The organism is Streptomyces sp. NPDC001068, assembly GCF_042897315.1.
GTDB lineage: Bacteria > Actinomycetota > Actinomycetes > Streptomycetales > Streptomycetaceae > Streptomyces.
Map to the genome: position 1 here is coordinate 952,709 of NZ_JBIAYD010000002.1, position 15,383 is coordinate 968,091.

9 protein-coding genes are annotated in these 15,383 nt (G+C 73.8%); 3 read left to right on the forward strand and 6 right to left on the reverse strand.

Features of this window, described 5'->3' with window-relative positions; translation table 11 throughout:
* Positions 1–178 precede the first annotated feature (178 nt).
* From ACFY3I_RS09325 to ACFY3I_RS09335, 3 genes are all read right to left on the reverse strand, one after another.
* Positions 179–637, reverse strand: a complete 459-nt coding sequence (locus tag ACFY3I_RS09325; RefSeq protein WP_390860068.1) for a (2Fe-2S)-binding protein — start codon at positions 635–637, stop codon at positions 179–181.
* 31 nt (positions 638–668) lie between these two features.
* Positions 669–2,723, reverse strand: a complete 2,055-nt coding sequence (locus ACFY3I_RS09330) for a molybdopterin cofactor-binding domain-containing protein (RefSeq protein ID WP_390860122.1) — start codon at positions 2,721–2,723, stop codon at positions 669–671.
* 204 nt (positions 2,724–2,927) lie between these two features.
* Entirely contained in the window at positions 2,928–7,208 is a 4,281-nt protein-coding gene (locus tag ACFY3I_RS09335; protein WP_390860123.1) for a molybdopterin-dependent oxidoreductase, read from the reverse strand.
* Positions 7,209–7,433: 225 nt separating this feature from the next.
* Between ACFY3I_RS09335 and ACFY3I_RS09340 the strand changes: the two genes are divergently transcribed.
* Positions 7,434–9,137, forward strand: coding sequence for a SpoIIE family protein phosphatase (locus ACFY3I_RS09340; RefSeq protein WP_390860069.1), 1,704 nt, complete (start codon positions 7,434–7,436; stop codon positions 9,135–9,137).
* A 147-nt stretch (positions 9,138–9,284) separates the two neighbouring features.
* Here the strand turns inward: ACFY3I_RS09340 and ACFY3I_RS09345 are convergent, their stop codons facing one another.
* The 3 genes from ACFY3I_RS09345 to ACFY3I_RS09355 all read right to left on the reverse strand — a co-directional run bounded on the left by ACFY3I_RS09345 (position 9,285) and on the right by ACFY3I_RS09355 (position 13,117).
* Positions 9,285–10,310 (reverse strand): alcohol dehydrogenase, encoded by a 1,026-nt coding sequence (locus tag ACFY3I_RS09345; protein ID WP_365286095.1) that lies wholly within the window; start codon positions 10,308–10,310, stop codon positions 9,285–9,287.
* Positions 10,311–10,447: 137 nt separating this feature from the next.
* A complete protein-coding gene (locus tag ACFY3I_RS09350; protein WP_390860070.1) occupies positions 10,448–11,533 on the reverse strand; it encodes a hypothetical protein in 1,086 nt (361 codons plus the stop codon).
* A gap of 165 nt (positions 11,534–11,698) precedes the next feature.
* Positions 11,699–13,117, reverse strand: a complete 1,419-nt coding sequence (locus ACFY3I_RS09355; RefSeq protein WP_390860071.1) for a lamin tail domain-containing protein — start codon at positions 13,115–13,117, stop codon at positions 11,699–11,701.
* A 288-nt stretch (positions 13,118–13,405) separates the two neighbouring features.
* On the opposite strand from ACFY3I_RS09355, the gene ACFY3I_RS09360 reads away from it, so the two are divergent.
* Both ACFY3I_RS09360 and ACFY3I_RS09365 read left to right on the forward strand, forming a co-directional pair.
* Positions 13,406–13,978 carry a hypothetical protein gene (locus tag ACFY3I_RS09360; RefSeq protein WP_390860072.1) on the forward strand — a complete coding sequence of 191 codons (573 nt, stop codon included), beginning with the start codon at positions 13,406–13,408 and terminating at the stop codon, positions 13,976–13,978.
* Positions 13,979–14,238: 260 nt separating this feature from the next.
* On the forward strand, positions 14,239–15,339 hold the full coding sequence (locus ACFY3I_RS09365; protein ID WP_390860073.1) for an acyltransferase family protein: 1,101 nt from the start codon (positions 14,239–14,241) through the stop codon (positions 15,337–15,339).
* Positions 15,340–15,383: the final 44 nt, after the last annotated feature.

Below are 15,383 nucleotides of genomic sequence, written 5' to 3' on the forward strand. Positions count from 1 at the left end.
CCGCGCGTCGGATGGGTCGTTCCATCGTGGTGCGGGCGCGGCACGCGGGGCGTCGGCCGATCGTCTACGTGTGGGGTCTCTTCGGTCGTTGCCCGGGCGACCGTCGGTGTGGCCGACGGCAGGGCCTCCGGTGCCCGTCCGGCTCGACGGCCACCGTCTCCCGGCGCGGGGTGTGTGCTCAGCCCCCGTTCGCCGACGCCTTCCTGATCGCCTCCCTGATCCGGGAGTAGGTGCCGCAGCGGCACACGTTCTCGATGCCGTCGATGTCGGCGTCCGTCGGGTCCGGGGTGCGTTTCAGCAGGGCGGCGGCCGCCATGATCTGGCCGGGCTGGCAGAAGCCGCACTGGGCCACGTCGCAGTCCAGCCAGGCCTGTTGTACGGGGTGCAGGGTGTCGCCGTCGGCGAGGCCCTCGATGGTGGTGACCTCCCGGCCGGCGCAGTCGGCGACCGGGACCACGCAGGGCTGGATCTCCGCGCCGTCGAGGTGGCTGGTGCAGGCGCGGCAGACGCCCACCCCGCACCCGTACTTGGGGCCGGTGACGCCGAGCAGGTCGCGCAGCACCCAGAGCAGGGGCATGTCGGCGGGTGCCTCGACGGTGACCGTCTCGCCGTTGAGGACGAAGGAGTGCGAACGCATCGGTGCCTTCCGGGAGTCGGAGTCCGGTGGGTCAGAAGTCGAGGGGGAAGGTGCGGGGTCTGGTGCCGGTCGCGCGGGCGTGGGCGTTGGCGACCGCGCCCGCCGCCGCCGGCACGCCGAGTTCACCCGCGCCGCCCGGGTCCCCGCCCGTGGCGAGGATGTGCGCCTCGAACACGAGGGGGGCGTGCCGTTGGCGGGCGTAGCGGAAGTCGGCGAAGCTGCCCTCGCGGACGGCGCCCCGGTCGATGTGCAGCCCGGCTCGCAGCACCGTGGAGATGCCGTCGACGGCGGTGCCCATGAGCTGTGCCTCCAGACCGCGCGGGTTGACGGCGGTACCGACGTCGGCGGCCATCACCACCTTGGTGACCCGGGGGTTCTTCCGGTCGGTGGCGTCGATCTCGGCCAGGCAGGCGACGGCGGACCCGTACTCCTCGTGGACGGCGACCCCCTGGGCGGTGCCCGCGCGCATCGCTCGGCCCCAGTGGCCGGCGGCCGCGGCCTTGGCGAGGACGGCCCGCACCTCCTTGCTCCGCAGGGTGTCGCGGCGGAACGCGACCGGGTCCCGGCCCAGCGCGCGGGCGATGTCGTCGACGACGATCTCCTCCGCCGTCCGCATCGTTCCGGAGTCCACCGAACGCCAGGCGCCCAGCGGCATCGGAAGTTCGATGCCGCCCGAATCACCGCTCACGCGACCGAAGTTGTACAGGCCGCTGTCGCTGGGCAGCGGCCGTGTCCGGGCGCTCTGCGCGGCCGGGCCGGTCTCGTCGTAGGTCTCCCCCACCGAGGCCGTCAGATGCTGGAAGGACACCACCCGGCCGCCGGCGACAGCGGCCCGGATCCGGTGGTGGCTGGCGGGGCGCATCCTGCCGTGCCGGATGTCGTCGGTACGGCTCCACATCAGTTTCACGGGTCTGCGGGCCGCCTTGGATACGAGCGCCGCCTCGACGGCCGCGTCGAAGTTGAGGCGGCGCCCGAACGAGCCCCCGCCGCGCACCACATGGACCCGCACCGCCGGGGCCGCCAGGCCCAGCAGGTCGGCGATGGTCTCGCGGGCGTCGGTCGGTGTCTGCGAGGAGAACCACAGCTCGGCGCGGTCGGAGCGGACGTCGGCGACCGCGGTGAGCACCTCCATGGGGGCATGGCTGACGAAGGCGAACGCGAATTCGCCCTCGATCCGGGTCGATCCGCGCGGCACGGTGCCGGGGCGGGGCACCTCGGCCCGCAGCCGGGCGCGGATCTCGTGGTCCGACAGGGGCGCGAGCGGGCCGGGGGCCCAGGTGACACGCAGCGCGTCCCGGGCCTGGAAGGCGTGGTGGAAGGTGTCCGCCACCACGGCGACCCCGCCGGGGATCCGTACCACCGCGTGGACGCCGGGCATCGCGCGGGCCGCCGCCTCGTCGACGGAGAGCGGCTTGCCGCGCAGGGTCGGCGGCCGGGCCACCACCGTCGGCTTCGCCCCGGGCACCGCCAGGTCGCCCGCGTACCGGGCGGCGCCGGTGACGATGTCCCTGGCGTCGATCCTGGTCGTCGGTCTCCCGATCACCCGGTGCCGGGAGGCCGGCTTGGGCTTGGCCGACACGTCCGGGACGCGGATCCGGGCGGCGCTCGCGGTGAGCGAGCCGAACGTGGCCGTCCGGCCGTCCGGGGCGACGACCTGGGTGTTCCAGGTGCGCAGGATGCGCGCGGGCAGCCGCCAGCGCCGGGCGGCCGCGGTCACCAGCCGGGCGCGCGCGGTGGCGGCCAGCCGCCGGGCCGGACCGTACAGCGAGCTGACCGAACTGGAGCCGCCGGTGTACTGGTTGCCCCTGCCACGAGCGTCCGCCAGCGGGATCCGCACATCGATGAGGCGGGCGTCCAGCTCCTCCGCGATCATCATCGCGACGGCGGTGGTGATGCCCTGTCCGACCTCGACCCGGGGCAGCCGTACGACGACCTCGTTGGCGGCGGTGACCTCCAGGACGAGCATCTCGTCGTCGGTGCCGGTCACCACGACGTCGGAGGCCGCGGTGGCACCGTCGGCCCGTGGGGTGTCGCAGCCGAGCGGGGCGGCGACCGTGAGGGTTCCCGCGGCCACCGTGTAGACCATGAATCTCCGGCGGGAGGGTCCGGTGGCGGCTCGCACGGGCTCGTCGGGGTCCAAGCGGGGCTCCTGTCGGTCGGTTCCGTGCCGGGTCCGGGTCCGGGTCCGGGTCCTGACGACCGGTCACGTGACCCCACGGCCGGTCCGGTGTTCCGACAACTATGAGGAGCGGTAGGGCAGTTCGGTTGCCTGCCGGCCCGAGACCGGGTCTCAGTACACGTCCCGGACGTAACGCCGTTCCGCGGCCAGCTGTTTGACGTACGCGGCCGCCTCGTCGGCGGTCAGTCCGCCGTGCGCGGCGGCGATGTCCTTCAGTGCGCGGTCCACGTCCTTGGCCATCCGGGAGGCGTCGCCGCACACGTAGAAGCGGGCGCCGTCCTGGAGCCAGGACCACAGCAGCGGTCCGTGTTCGCGCATCCGGTCCTGGACGTAGACCTTGGCCCGCTGGTCGCGGGAGAAGGCGGTGTCGAGGCGGCTCAGGGTGCCCTCGGCGAGCAGGGCGGTGAGTTCCCGCTCGTAGTAGAAGTCGGTGGCCCGGTGCTGTTCGCCGAAGAACAGCCAGTTGGGGGCCCGGTGCCCGCGGGCGCGGCGCTCCTGGAGGAATCCGACGAACGGCGCCACGCCGGTGCCTGGACCCACCATCACCATGGGCGTCGCCGGGTCGGCCGGCGGCCGGAAGTGCGGGGAGCGCCGGACGTGCACCGGGACGGGGGTGCCGGGCTCGGCGTCGGCGAGGAACGGGGAGCAGACGCCCTGCCTCGGCAGGCCGCGCAGGTTCTCGTAGCGGACCACGGAGACGGTGGTGGAGACCAGGTGGGGATCGGTGAGCGGGCTCGACGATATCGAGTACAGGCGCGGTTGCAGTCTGCCGAGCACACCGGGCCACTCCCCCGCCTCGGCCCGGATCCCGAACTCGGCGACGACGTCGACGGCCTGCCGCCCCCAGGACCAACTGGCCAGCCCGTCCCGGTTGTCGGGCCGCAGCAGCCTGCGCAGCTCGCGCGGGTCACGGGTGCGTTCGGCGGCGAAGCGGAGCAGGTCCGGAGTGACGCGGGTGATGTCCAGGTGCCGCGCGAGTGCCTCGGCGAGCGGTACGTCACCGACCCCGTCCACCGTCACGTCATCCGCGCCGTCGAGGCCGGTCACGGCCAGCCACTCCGCCACGAGGCCGGGGGAGTTGAGGGGGCGGACGGCGAGCGCGTCGCCCGCCTCGTAGACCAGCGGGGTTCCGCCGTCGCGGGTGTCGAAGGTGAAACGGCGCACCTCCTTGCCGGCGCCGGGCAGGCTGAGCAGCCGGTTGCCGACGAGCCGGGCGGTGGTGACGGCGGCGCGCTCCGACCGGGCGCCCGCGGGAGCGGAGACGGCTGCGGGGGCGGGAGCGGAGACGGGGGCCGGCCCCCCGGCGGAGGCGGCAGCGGAGGGGGAGGCCGGGGCGGCGGAGGCCGGGCCGCAGGGGTCGTTCTCGAGGGCGGTGAGCACCTGGGTCAGCCAGGACTCCGCCCGCGTCCCGTAGTCGGGTTCGCAGTCGGCGCGCGGGGCGAGCCGGACCGCGCCGAGTTCGTCCATACGACGGTCCAGGCGCCGTCCGTGCCCGCAGAAGTCGTCGTAGCTGGAGTCGCCGAGGGCCAGCACGGCGTACCGGCGCCCGGCCAGGCGTCCGGCGTCGAGGCCGGCGAGGCCGTCCCAGAAGCCGGCGCCGTTGTCGGGGGCGTCGCCGTCACCGAAGGTGCTGGTGATCAGCAGCAGGTCGGCGCCGGCGGGCAGGGCGGCCGGGTCGGCCTGGTCCATGGCCACCAGAGAGGCCGGGTGACCGCCCGCTGTGAGGCGCTCGGCGGTGGCGGCGGCGAGGTCCTCGGCGTTGCCGGTCTGCGAGGCCCAGAGGATCACCACCTGGCGGGTGTCCGGTGCCGCCGTGGCCTCGGACGCCGGTGCCCGGGAGTACATGCCGGCCAGGGTGCCGTCGACCCACCGGGCGTGTTCGGCGCTGAACGGCGCGCCGGGGGGCAGGACGGGGACGCCGGGCGCGCCGGCCGGGATGCCGGCGAGGAATCCGATCAGGTACTGCCGCTCGGGCTCGGTGAGGACCGGCGGCGGGACACCGTCGAGACCGAACACCGAGACGCCGGGCCCGGCGAGCGCCTGGAGGGCCTGGAGGGCCTCCTCGGCCGGTCCCACGGCCGGTGCGAACGGTCCCACCGCCGGTACGGCCGGTACGGATGGTGCCACGGCCGGTCCCACCGCCCGTGCGGCCGGTGCGGTCGGCACCGACCCCGGGGGCGGTGCCGACCGCAGGGCGGCCGGGGTCTCCCCGACGCCCGGTACCCGCACGCTCACCGGCGTGGACACCCGGGTCAGCGACACCGCGCACACCTTCAGCTCGGGCTGGAAGGAGAGCGGGTCGACGGCGTCGCAGGTCACCGCGTTGACGCTGAGGTACTCGCCGAACAGGTCGTTCCAGTGGAAGGGCGCGAAGCAGGCGCCGGGCAGCACCCGGTCGGTGACCACGGCGGGCAGTACGGCCCGGCCGCGCCGGGAGGCGACCTCGACGGAGTCGCCGTCGGTGAGGCCGAGCGCGGCCGCGTCCTCGGGGTGGACCTCGACGAACGGACCCGGGTTCAGCCGGTTGAGCCTGGCGACCCTGGCGGTCTTGGTGAGGGTGTGCCACTGGTGCTGCAGGCGGCCGGTGTTGAGGACGAACGGGTAGTCGTCGTCGGGCGTCTCGGCGGGGTCCAGGTGCGGGCGGGGGAGGAAGACGGCACGGCCGGAGGCGGTGGGGAAGGCGAGGGTGCCGTCGGCGTCGACGTACCGGACGGGGTTGCGGTCGGGTCCGTCGACGGCGGCGGGCCACTGGACGGGGGTGGCGCGCAGCCGGTCGTAGGTGACGCCCCGCAGGTCGTAACCGGTCCGCGGGTTGTGGAAGCGTTTGATCTCCTCGAAGACCTCCTCCGCGCTGTCGTAGCAGAAGCCGTCCTCGAAGCCCATCGCGCGGGCGACCGCGGCGATCAGCCGCCAGTCGGCGGTGGCCTCGCCGGGCGGGTCGGCGGCGGGCCGGGCGAGGGTGAGCCCGCGCTCGCTGTTGACGAGGACGCCCTCGGACTCGGTCCACAGGGCGGCGGGCAGGACGACGTCGGCGTAGGCGTTGGTCTCGGTGTCGGTGAAGACGTCCTGGGCGACGACGAACTCGGCGGCCTCCAGGGCCTCGATGACGGTCCGGCGGTTGCCGACGGAGGCGACCGGGTTGGTGCAGATGATCCAGCAGGCCCTGATCGAGCCGGCCGCCGTCTTCCGGAACATCTCGACGGTGCCCCTGCCGACGCCGTCGGCGCGGATGGTGCCGGGCGCCAGTCCCCACACCTCCTCGGCGAACGCCCGGTCGGCGTCCACGAGGACCGACCGCTGGCCGGGCAGGCCGGGGCCCATGTACCCCATCTCGCGCCCGCCCATCGCGTTGGGCTGGCCGGTGAGGGAGAAGGGACCGCTGCCCGGGCGGCAGATCCTGCCGGTGGCGAGGTGCAGGTTGATCAGCGCGTTGGTGTTCCAGGTGCCGTGGGTGGACTGGTTGAGCCCCATGGTCCAGCAGCTGGTCCACTCCCCCGCCTCGCCGATCAGCCGGGCGGCGGCACGCAGGTCGGACTCGGGAACGCCGGTGACCGCGGCGACGGCGGCGGGCGGGTAGCCGGCGAGGAGGTCCGGCATCGCCTCCCAGCCCTCGGTGTGGGCGGCGATGAACGCGGGGTCGGTGTGCCCGTTCTCGTACAGCAGGTGGAGCAGGCCGTTGAGCAGGGCGAGGTCGGTGCCGGGCCGGACCTGGAGGAAGAGGTCGGCCTTCGCGGCGGTGGCGGTGCGGCGGGGGTCGACGACGATCAGCTTCGCGCCCGCCTTGACCCGGTCCATCAGGCGCAGGAAGAGGACGGGGTGGCAGTCGGCCATGTTGGCGCCGATGACCAGGAAGACGTCGGCCCGGTCGAGGTCGTCGTAGGAGCCGGGCGGGCCGTCGGCGCCGAGGGAGAGCTTGTAGCCGGTGGCGGCGCTCGCCATGCACAGCCGGGAGTTGGACTCGATGTTGTTGGTGCGCAGATAGCCCTTGGTGAGCTTGTTCGCCAGGTACTGGGCCTCCAGGCTCAGCTGGCCGGAGACGTAGAGGGCGACCGCGTCCGGGCCGTGCTCGTCGACGATGGCGCGCAGCCGGCGCGCGGTCTCGGCGACCGCCGTGTCCACGGCCGTGGGCACGGCCTCCTCGCCGCGCGCGGGCCGCAGCAGGGCGGTGGTCAGCCGGCCGGGCGCGGCGAGCAGGTCGGCGGTGGTGGCGCCCTTGGTGCACAGCCGCCCCGAGTTCGCCGGGTGCTCCTTGTCGCCCGAGGCCGCGAGGACGGTGCGGCGGCCGTCCGGACCGTCTCCGGTGCGCAGGACCAGGCCGCAGCCGACCCCGCAGTAGGAGCAGACCGTCCGCACCGTGCCGGTGTCGGTGCTGCGCGGGTCCGGCGCGGCCACGGTCACCCCCTGTTCCTGCTGGTCGGCCTCTGTTCTCGGGCCCCGACCGTACGTACCGGTGATTACGCCGGCGTCACCGCTCCTGATCGACGGGGGTTAAGGCGACCGCACAGAGCGGCGCCCGGCGGTGTGAGCCGACGGGTGCGGAATGTCCCGGGATGCGCGGTACCGGGACCTGATGGAGGATGAGGGCGGCCGTGGGTGGGGGCAGGCGAGGAGGACCGGGTGGACAGGGACACCTCGCCTCGACGACCGGCCTCCCCGGGCGCGCCGCCCGCGGACATCGGCTACATCGACCTGCTGCGCGGGATGGTCGAGGACGCGGCCGTCGGTTTCGCCGTCCTCGACACCGGTCTGCGCTATCTGTACGTCAACCCGCACCTGGCCCGGATGACCGGGCTGCCGGCCGCAGCTTATGTCGGGCACACCCTGCAGGAGGTGCTGCCGCACATCCAGCGGTCGGAGGCGGTGCTGCGGGACGTCCTGCACGACGGACGGCCGCGCGAGACCATCGTCACCGGACGGACCTGGGTGGACTCCCCGTACCAGGTACGGGAGTGGCGCTGCGTGTACCACCGGCTGGTGGACAGCACCGGCAAGGTGGTGGGGGTCGCCGGGGTGGGCCTGGAGATCAGCGAGCCGCAGCAGTACCTCTACGAGCTGGAGCGTGCCCATCGGCGCCTCGCGCTGCTGGACGCGGCCGCCTCCCGGATCGGCACCGGTACCGATGTCGCCGGGACCTGCCGGGAGCTGGCGCAGTTCGTCGTGCCGGAGCTCGCGGACGCGGCCGGGGTGGAGCTGGTCCCGGCGGACACGGCGTCGGGGCGGCGGGCGCCGGCCCGGCTCGCCGCCTACGCGACCCGGCAGGGTCTGGTCACCGGGCTCGCGGCCATGGAGGCGCGGGGCGAACTGATGGGCTGGCCGCGGGGCATCGGGGCGCGGCGGAACCTGGCGTCGGGCCGGGTCCTGCGGCGCAACGCGATCACCCCGGCGCAGTGGCGGGCGCTGATCCCGAGCTGGCCCCCGGCGCGCGCGTGTCTGACCGCCGGTGTCCACTCGGTGCTCCTGGCGCCGCTGGTCTCGGACGGCCGGTACCTCGGCAGTCTGCAGCTGGCCCGGGTCGCGGACTCCGAGCCGTACTCGAACGAGGACGCGACGGTCGCCCGTGAACTCGCCGCCCGCGCCGCCCGCGCCCTGGACCGCGCGTTCCGCTTCGAACGCGAGCACACCATGGCCCTGGAACTGCAGCGGGCCCTGCTGGCCGAGCCGGGCCAGTTCCACCAGCACGCCGGTGTGGAGACCACCACGCGCTACCGGCCGGCCGACGACGGCTCGCTGATCGGCGGCGACTGGTACGACGTCCTGGCCCTGCCCGACGGCCGTACGATGCTGGTCATCGGGGACGTGATGGGCCACGGCGTGGACGCGGCGGTGGCCATGAGCCACTACCGTTCCACGCTGCGCGCGCTGGCCCTGGCGGGGCTCTCGCCGCGCCGGATCCTGGAGCACGCGGACCGGATGGTCGCCGACTCCGGGTTCGAGCGGGTGGCCACCTGCTTCCTCGCGGTCGGGGACGCGGACGTCGCCAGTCTCACCTACGCGAGCGCCGGGCATCTGCCGCCGGTCTGGCTGGCCCCCGACGGCACGAACCGGCTGGTGCCGGTACCGGTGGGCCCGCCGCTGGGCAGCGGGCTCGGCCGCTATGAGCAGCGTGTCACCCCGGAGCGCGGGGGCGTGCTGCTCCTGTACACCGACGGGCTGGTGGAGCGGCGCGGCGAGGACATCGACCGGGGTCTGGCCCGCCTGACGGGGCTGCCGCTGTCCCCCGCCGACCCGCTGGACAAGATCGTCGACACCGTCCTCGACCACCTCGCCACCGGCTCCGAGGACGACATCGCGCTGCTCGCGGCCCGTGCCGTCCGGCCGTGACCGACCTCGGGGCTCGCGGCGGCGCTCGCGGCCGTCTCGACCCGGGTCGCGTCGGCGTGGTGACCGGACGGCTCCGGGCGCACCCCCGGCCGCCGCACCCCCGGCCGCCTCGGAGGGGGCTCCGGGCGGCTCGGGGCTCCGGGCGGCTCAGGTGTAGGTGAGCACCATGCGGAAGCGGGCGGCCCCGTCCATCATCTTCTGGTAAGCGGCGCCCGCCTCCTCCAGCGGTACGGTCTCGATCGTGGGGCGGATCCCGTGCAGGGCGCTGAACTCCATGGTGTCCTGCACCTCCTGCGCGGTGCCGGACGGATGACCGCGGACATCCCGGGCGGCCATGAGCAGCTGGAGCGGGCTGATCCCGAGGGGCTCGGGGTCGATGCCGATCACCACCAGCTCGCCGCGGGGCGCCAGACCGTCCACGGCCGCCGCGATCGCCTGGGAGTTGCCCGCGGTGGCGAGTACGACCTTGGCACCGCCGAGCGACTGCAGGGCCTCCGCGACCGGGGTGGCGGCGGTGGAGTCGACGTAGTGGTGGGCGCCGAGCTGTTTGGCGAAGTCGGCCTTCTCGGCGCCGCGGGCGATGGCCACCGTCTCGAAACCCATGGCCACCGCGTACTTCACGCCGAGGTGGCCGAGTCCGCCGAGGCCGACGACGGCGACCAGGTCACCGGGCTCGGCCGGGCTGCGGCGCAGCCCGTTGAAGGTGGTGACGCCCGCGCAGCCCAGGGGCGCGGCGTCCGCCGCGGCCAGCCCGTCCGGGATCCGGGCCAGGGCGTCGACGGGGACGATCACCTGCTCGGCGAAGCCGCCGTCGTAGGTCCAGCCGGGCACCTGCATGTTCTCGCAGACGATGAAGTCGCCCTGCCGGCAGGGCTTGCAGTGGCCGCAGCTGCCGCCGAACCAGCCGACACCCACCCGGTCGCCGACCTGCCAGCCGAAGTCCTCGATGCCCTCGCCGATCTCCGCGATCCGGCCGGCGATCTCGTGTCCGGGCACCACGGGGAAGGTGATGCCCGGCAGTCCCGCGTTCACGAAGAAACTGTCGCTGTGGCAGACCCCGCAGGCTTCCACGGCGATCCGTACGTGCCGGGGTCCCGGCCGCGGGACCTCCCGCTCGACGACCTCGAACGGTCCGCCCGCGGCGGTCACCTGCGCGACTCGGTAGGTACTCATGCGCCTCTCCCGGAACGGTGCGACGGGAACGGTCGAACCCCCTCCCCCAGCACACCAGCTCCGGGCCGATCGCGCGCGGCGAGCCCCACCGGTGCGCCGCGAAGGTCACGGCGCGGTGGTGGGGCCGCCACGGGGTGTCACGAAGTGATGCCGTTGTACTGGTTCCAGGTGTAGGCGAGGTCGGGAGAGGCGGGCTTGCCGGTCCAGTCGAAGTAGTCCCAGACGAGTTCGGCGGGATTGGTGGCGAGGTAGCCGCGGCCGGGCAGGTCGTCTCCGTCGTCCCAGGCCCAGGGCGGGTTGGCGGCGTTGGTGTCGCAGGTGCCGTTGGCCGGGCCGAGGACTCCGCCGGCACCGCACTTGGCGCCGTAGGGGTTGGAGCTGTTGTCGCCGGCGAAGTTGTCCGGCGTGGCGAACAGCGTGGTGAGGGTGCGTTCGGCCCACATGCCGTTCGGGGCGAAGACGTCGGTCAGCGTGTACTGCACGTCGCGGTCGTTGGACCCGGAGGGCACCTCGGCGGTGGTTCCGGGGTAGTAGACGACGCCGTCGCCGTTCGCGTACTGGTCGCGTTCCTTGGAGAGGTAGCCCTCGGCCCACGCGGCATGGGTGTTGGGCTGCTGGGTGGTGAACGGCCTCCCGTGGCCGTCGTCGTGCGGATCGCCCTGGAGCTTCAGCGTGCCGTCGACGCTCTCCTGCCCGCTGGTGAAGTCGCTGCCGGCGGGCACCCAGGAGTAGAAGTTGCTGTGCGCGACGGTGACGGCGGCCTTCAACCGGCCGTGCTCGGAGCCGTCGTTGGCGACGACGACGAGGACGCCCTCGGAGTCGTTCTCGTGCTCGGTGAGGTCCTCCTGGTAGTTGTCCAGCACACCGTCCGACCAGTCGCGCGGGTGGAAGTAGGTGTACAGCAGGTAGGAGAAGGACGGGGTCTGGACGACCGAGTAGTACACGTGCGCCGCGAGCGCGTTCTGGCTGGTGTTCTCCCAGTTGTCGCGGCCGTCGAGGTCGCCGTCGTAGTCGTAGGACGTGATGTAGTCGGACTTTCCGCCGAGCGCGGTCTCGCCGGTGGAGTCGACGTCCTGGAAGTTGACGGGGGCCCACCACTGGGCGAGGGCGGCACGGTCGGCGGTGGAGTCGGCGCGGGCCTGGGCGGGGTGGGTGAGGCCCGCGCAGCAGACGGCGGCCAGGGCGGCCGTCAGGGCGAGGGATCTGCGTCGGGTCGGCTGCACACGGGGACGGTGGGGGCGGCTGGTTGCCACGGTTCCTCCGAGAGGCGGCGAAAGGAACCGGCACGCCGGTGAAGTCGACGTGCCGGTAAGGGAGTTGACGCTGCGTTGGGGTGATGTTCGAGGTGCCGCGCGTACGATACAGCGGGTACCGGCGCGCCGGCGGGGTCAGCAGGTGACGGTGCCCCCGCGCAGGGCGTGGCCGCTGTCGTTGCTGTCGTCGGACCAGTACACGGGCTTGGTGCCGCCGCTGCACGCGTCGGAGCCGGAGAGGGCGAAGCCCTCGTTGTTGAGGTTGTCCATGCCGGAGGGCCGGTTGTAGACCGCCGTGGTGGCGAACACCCCGGACGCGTTGATCTTCATGGTCCGGTGCTGGCCGCCGCAGGTGTCGTCGCACACCGCCCAGAGGCGGGAGGTCTGCGGCTCCCACTGGAGTTCCATCACGCCGGCCATGCCGCTGCTGAGGGAGGCGACGCGGGTGAAGGTGCCGCCGTCCTTGAGGACGTAGCCGTAGATCATGCCGGTGCCCTCGACGCCGACGAAGAACACGCCGCCCGTGTGGGACCCGTAGGCGGCCGGGTTGTAGGCCGCGCCGGTGGAGGCGTCCTTGAACCCGGCGGCGGTCAGGGTGGCGTCCGGAATCCAGGTGATGCCCTCCAGGCCGAGGTTGGAGCCCACCGACGGCAGGTCGGAGGTCAGGTTCCACTCGGTGGCGGCGGTGAGGGTGGTGGCGGTGCCGCTGACGTCGTACTTGAGGACGGACAGCCGGCTGGTGCCGGAGGAGTCCCCGTTGCGCTCACTCGCCACGAAGACGCCCCCGCTCGACCCGGAACCGGTCAGCGTGACGCCCTCGTCGTCGGGCGTGCCGGAACCGCCGGGAAACCGCAGGGACTTGCCGGAGGACCAGCCGCCGGTGGTGTCGGCCTTCCAGGCGGTGGAGCCGTTCGGGACCAGCCGCCACAGCTTGCCGCTGTTCTGCGCCGCCCACATCACGCTCCCCTCCTGGTAGAGGCCGCTGACGTCGGAGCCGAAGGCGTCCTTGGCGTCGGCGGTCGCCACCGAGCCGCCGCCCGGCCAGGCCGTCGGCGAAACGCCGCCGGAGCCGCAGGCGTTGGCGGCGCCGAGCGTCAGGGCCGCCGAGCCGAAGGCACCGGTGCCGTCCGGGCAGCGCGACCACGACGGGGCGGAGTGCTGGCTCCAGCTGAAGCTGTCCACCAGGGTGGTGCCGTCGGCGAGGTAGAGGCGTGCCTCGTCGTCGGAGCCGAGGCCGAAGGCGTTGTGCACGTCGAAGGCCACGAAGCCGCCGGGGGCGAGCGTGGTCCCGGCGGCTATCGCGTACTTGGAGCTGTTGTCGTCGTCCTTGAGGATCCAGCCGGACAGGTTCACCGCGGCGGTGCCCTTGTTGTACAGCTCCACCGAGTCGTTGACGCTCCCGGTGGTCACCACCTCGTTGATCCGTATGTCGTCGGCCGCGGCCGCGTGGGCGGGGGACGCGGTCAGGGCGCCGACGGCGAGCGTCGGGGCGGCGACGGCGACGAGCAGAACACGGAGGCTGCGACGCCACCGGCGAACGCGTGATTCGGTCACGAGATCCGTCCTGGGGTTCCGTTGTGACAGGCCGCCAGGACCCTTCCTATCTGGTCCGAACGGCCGCCTTCGGCCAGGTGAGGCGGTTGTGAACGGTGGGCGAACCACCAAGATCGCGACCGCCGGTCCGCCGGGCGGGCACGCGGGCACGCGGGCGGGGAACACCGGTGCGCCCGGCGGGACCCGAGATGGTCAAGAGTGCGTCATCTCCCGGCCGCTGCTGAGCGAGCGGGAGCCTGGCGACGTATCCGGGGGAGCAAGTGACCGCGACTCCCGAAGGGCACCTCCTTGATCCTGCGACGCATCGTCCTGGGACTTGCCGTGGGGCTTGCCTCCCCGCTCCTGCTGGGGGCCTGCGGCTCCTCGGACGGCACCGGCTCCGGCGACGCCGCGCCGGTGGCCCCGGCCACGGCCTCCGTCACGTCCCCCGCACCGGCCTCCGCACCGGCCGCCTCGGCGGCGGGCGACGGCGGCGGGTCCGTCACCGGCTCCTCGGCACTCACCACCGGCGTGACGGCGGAGGCCATAGACGGCGTCGGCACCGTGGTCGCCGACGACAGGGGGATGACCCTCTACCGCTACGACAAGGACGAGCCGGACCCCTCCAAGTGGACCTGCTCCGGGGCCTGCACGAAGACCTGGCTGCCGGTCGTCGTCGGGGACTCCGTCCGGACCTCGGGTGTCGGGCGGAGTCTGCTCGGCACGGTGCACCGGGACGGCCGGAAGCAGCTCACCCTCGCCGGGTGGCCGCTCTACCGGTACAGCGGCGACACCGCCGCCCGGCAGGCCAACGGCCAGGGCAAGGACGCGCAGTGGTACGCCGTCGCCCCGTCCGGGCGGAAGGCCGCCGCGACGGGCTGACGCCCACGGCCGCGGCCGGCGGCCGGAACCGGCGAGCCCCGCGCTGAACCGCGGGGCCCGCCGGCACGTACCAAGTTCCTGTGGCGGCCCTGTGCCGCCCGGCGCGCCGCCGGGACACCGCTCGGCGCCGACGCGCCGTCAGGAGAAGGGGTCGAACGATTTCCACGGACCTGAGCCGTCCGGCCGGCACTGCCGAACCGGCCGCCCCGGCCACGGCGCGGCGCGCGGGGACGGCACCCGCGGACGGCGCCCCCGCACAGGTGGTGGGCCTGGACGGCCTGCGCGGCCTGGCCGCCCTGTACGTGGTGCTGTTCCACTGCTGGCTGTACACCTTCCCCGGCTACCCGGACAGTTCGGCACCGCCGTGGCTGAGAGGGCTCATGTTCGGGCGCCTCGCCGTCGTCTTCTTCCTGGTGCTCTCCGGCTTCTCCCTGGCCCTCTCCCCCGCGCGGCACGGCTGGCGGTCGGGGGGCGTCGCCCGGTTCCTGCGCCGGCGCGCCTGGCGGATCCTGCCGCCGTACTGGGCGGCGCTGGCGATGAGCCTGCTCGTCTCCCTGTTCGTGGTGCCGGCCTCGCACTTCGGACCGCCCACCGGCAGGAGCGTCCTGGTGTTCGGACTCGTCGCCCAGGACATGATCACGGCGCCCACGCCGAACGGCGCGTTCTGGTCGATCGGGGTGGAGGCCGAGCTGTATCTGCTCTTCCCCCTGCTCCTCCTCGTCCGGCGGCGGTGCAACGCGGTGGTCCTGGCCGCCTGCGCGCTGCTGCCGGTCGTCGTTCTCGGTCTGACGGCACCCGGCGCGAATCCCGTCGAGGGCGACAACTGGCTCGCGCCCCACCTGGCGCCCGTGTTCGTCGCGGGTGTGATCGGCGCGGGGGTCGTCGCCGCGCGGGAGCGGGTCCGGCGGCTGCCCTGGGGGTGGTTCGCCGTCCTGGCCGCGCTGCCCGTCCTCGCCGTCGGCGTGGTCAAGGGCTCGGTGTGGACGGTGGACCACTACTTCTGGATCGACCTCGCGGTGGCGCCCGCCATGGCTCTGCTGCTGGCCTCGGTGGCCACCGGCAGGCCCGCTCTGCTCGTGCGGGTCCTGACCACCCGGCCGGTCCGCAGGCTCGGCGACTTCTCCTACAGCCTGTACCTGATCCATCTGCCGGTGGTCCTGACCGTGATCCGCCGCGTCGCCCCGCACTTCACGTCCCCCGGCCTGCCCACGTTCTGCTTCACGCTCGCCGTGGCACTGCCGGTCTCGGTGCTCGGGGCCTGGCTGTTCTCCCTGGTCTTCGAGCTGCCCTTCAAACGGAACAGGTCCTGGAAAGCCGTCGGCGGGCACCGTGGCCGCGGCACCGCCGACGCGAACGGGTGACCGCGACCGCCGTCCCGGAACGTGACCGCCGTCCCGGAACGCGG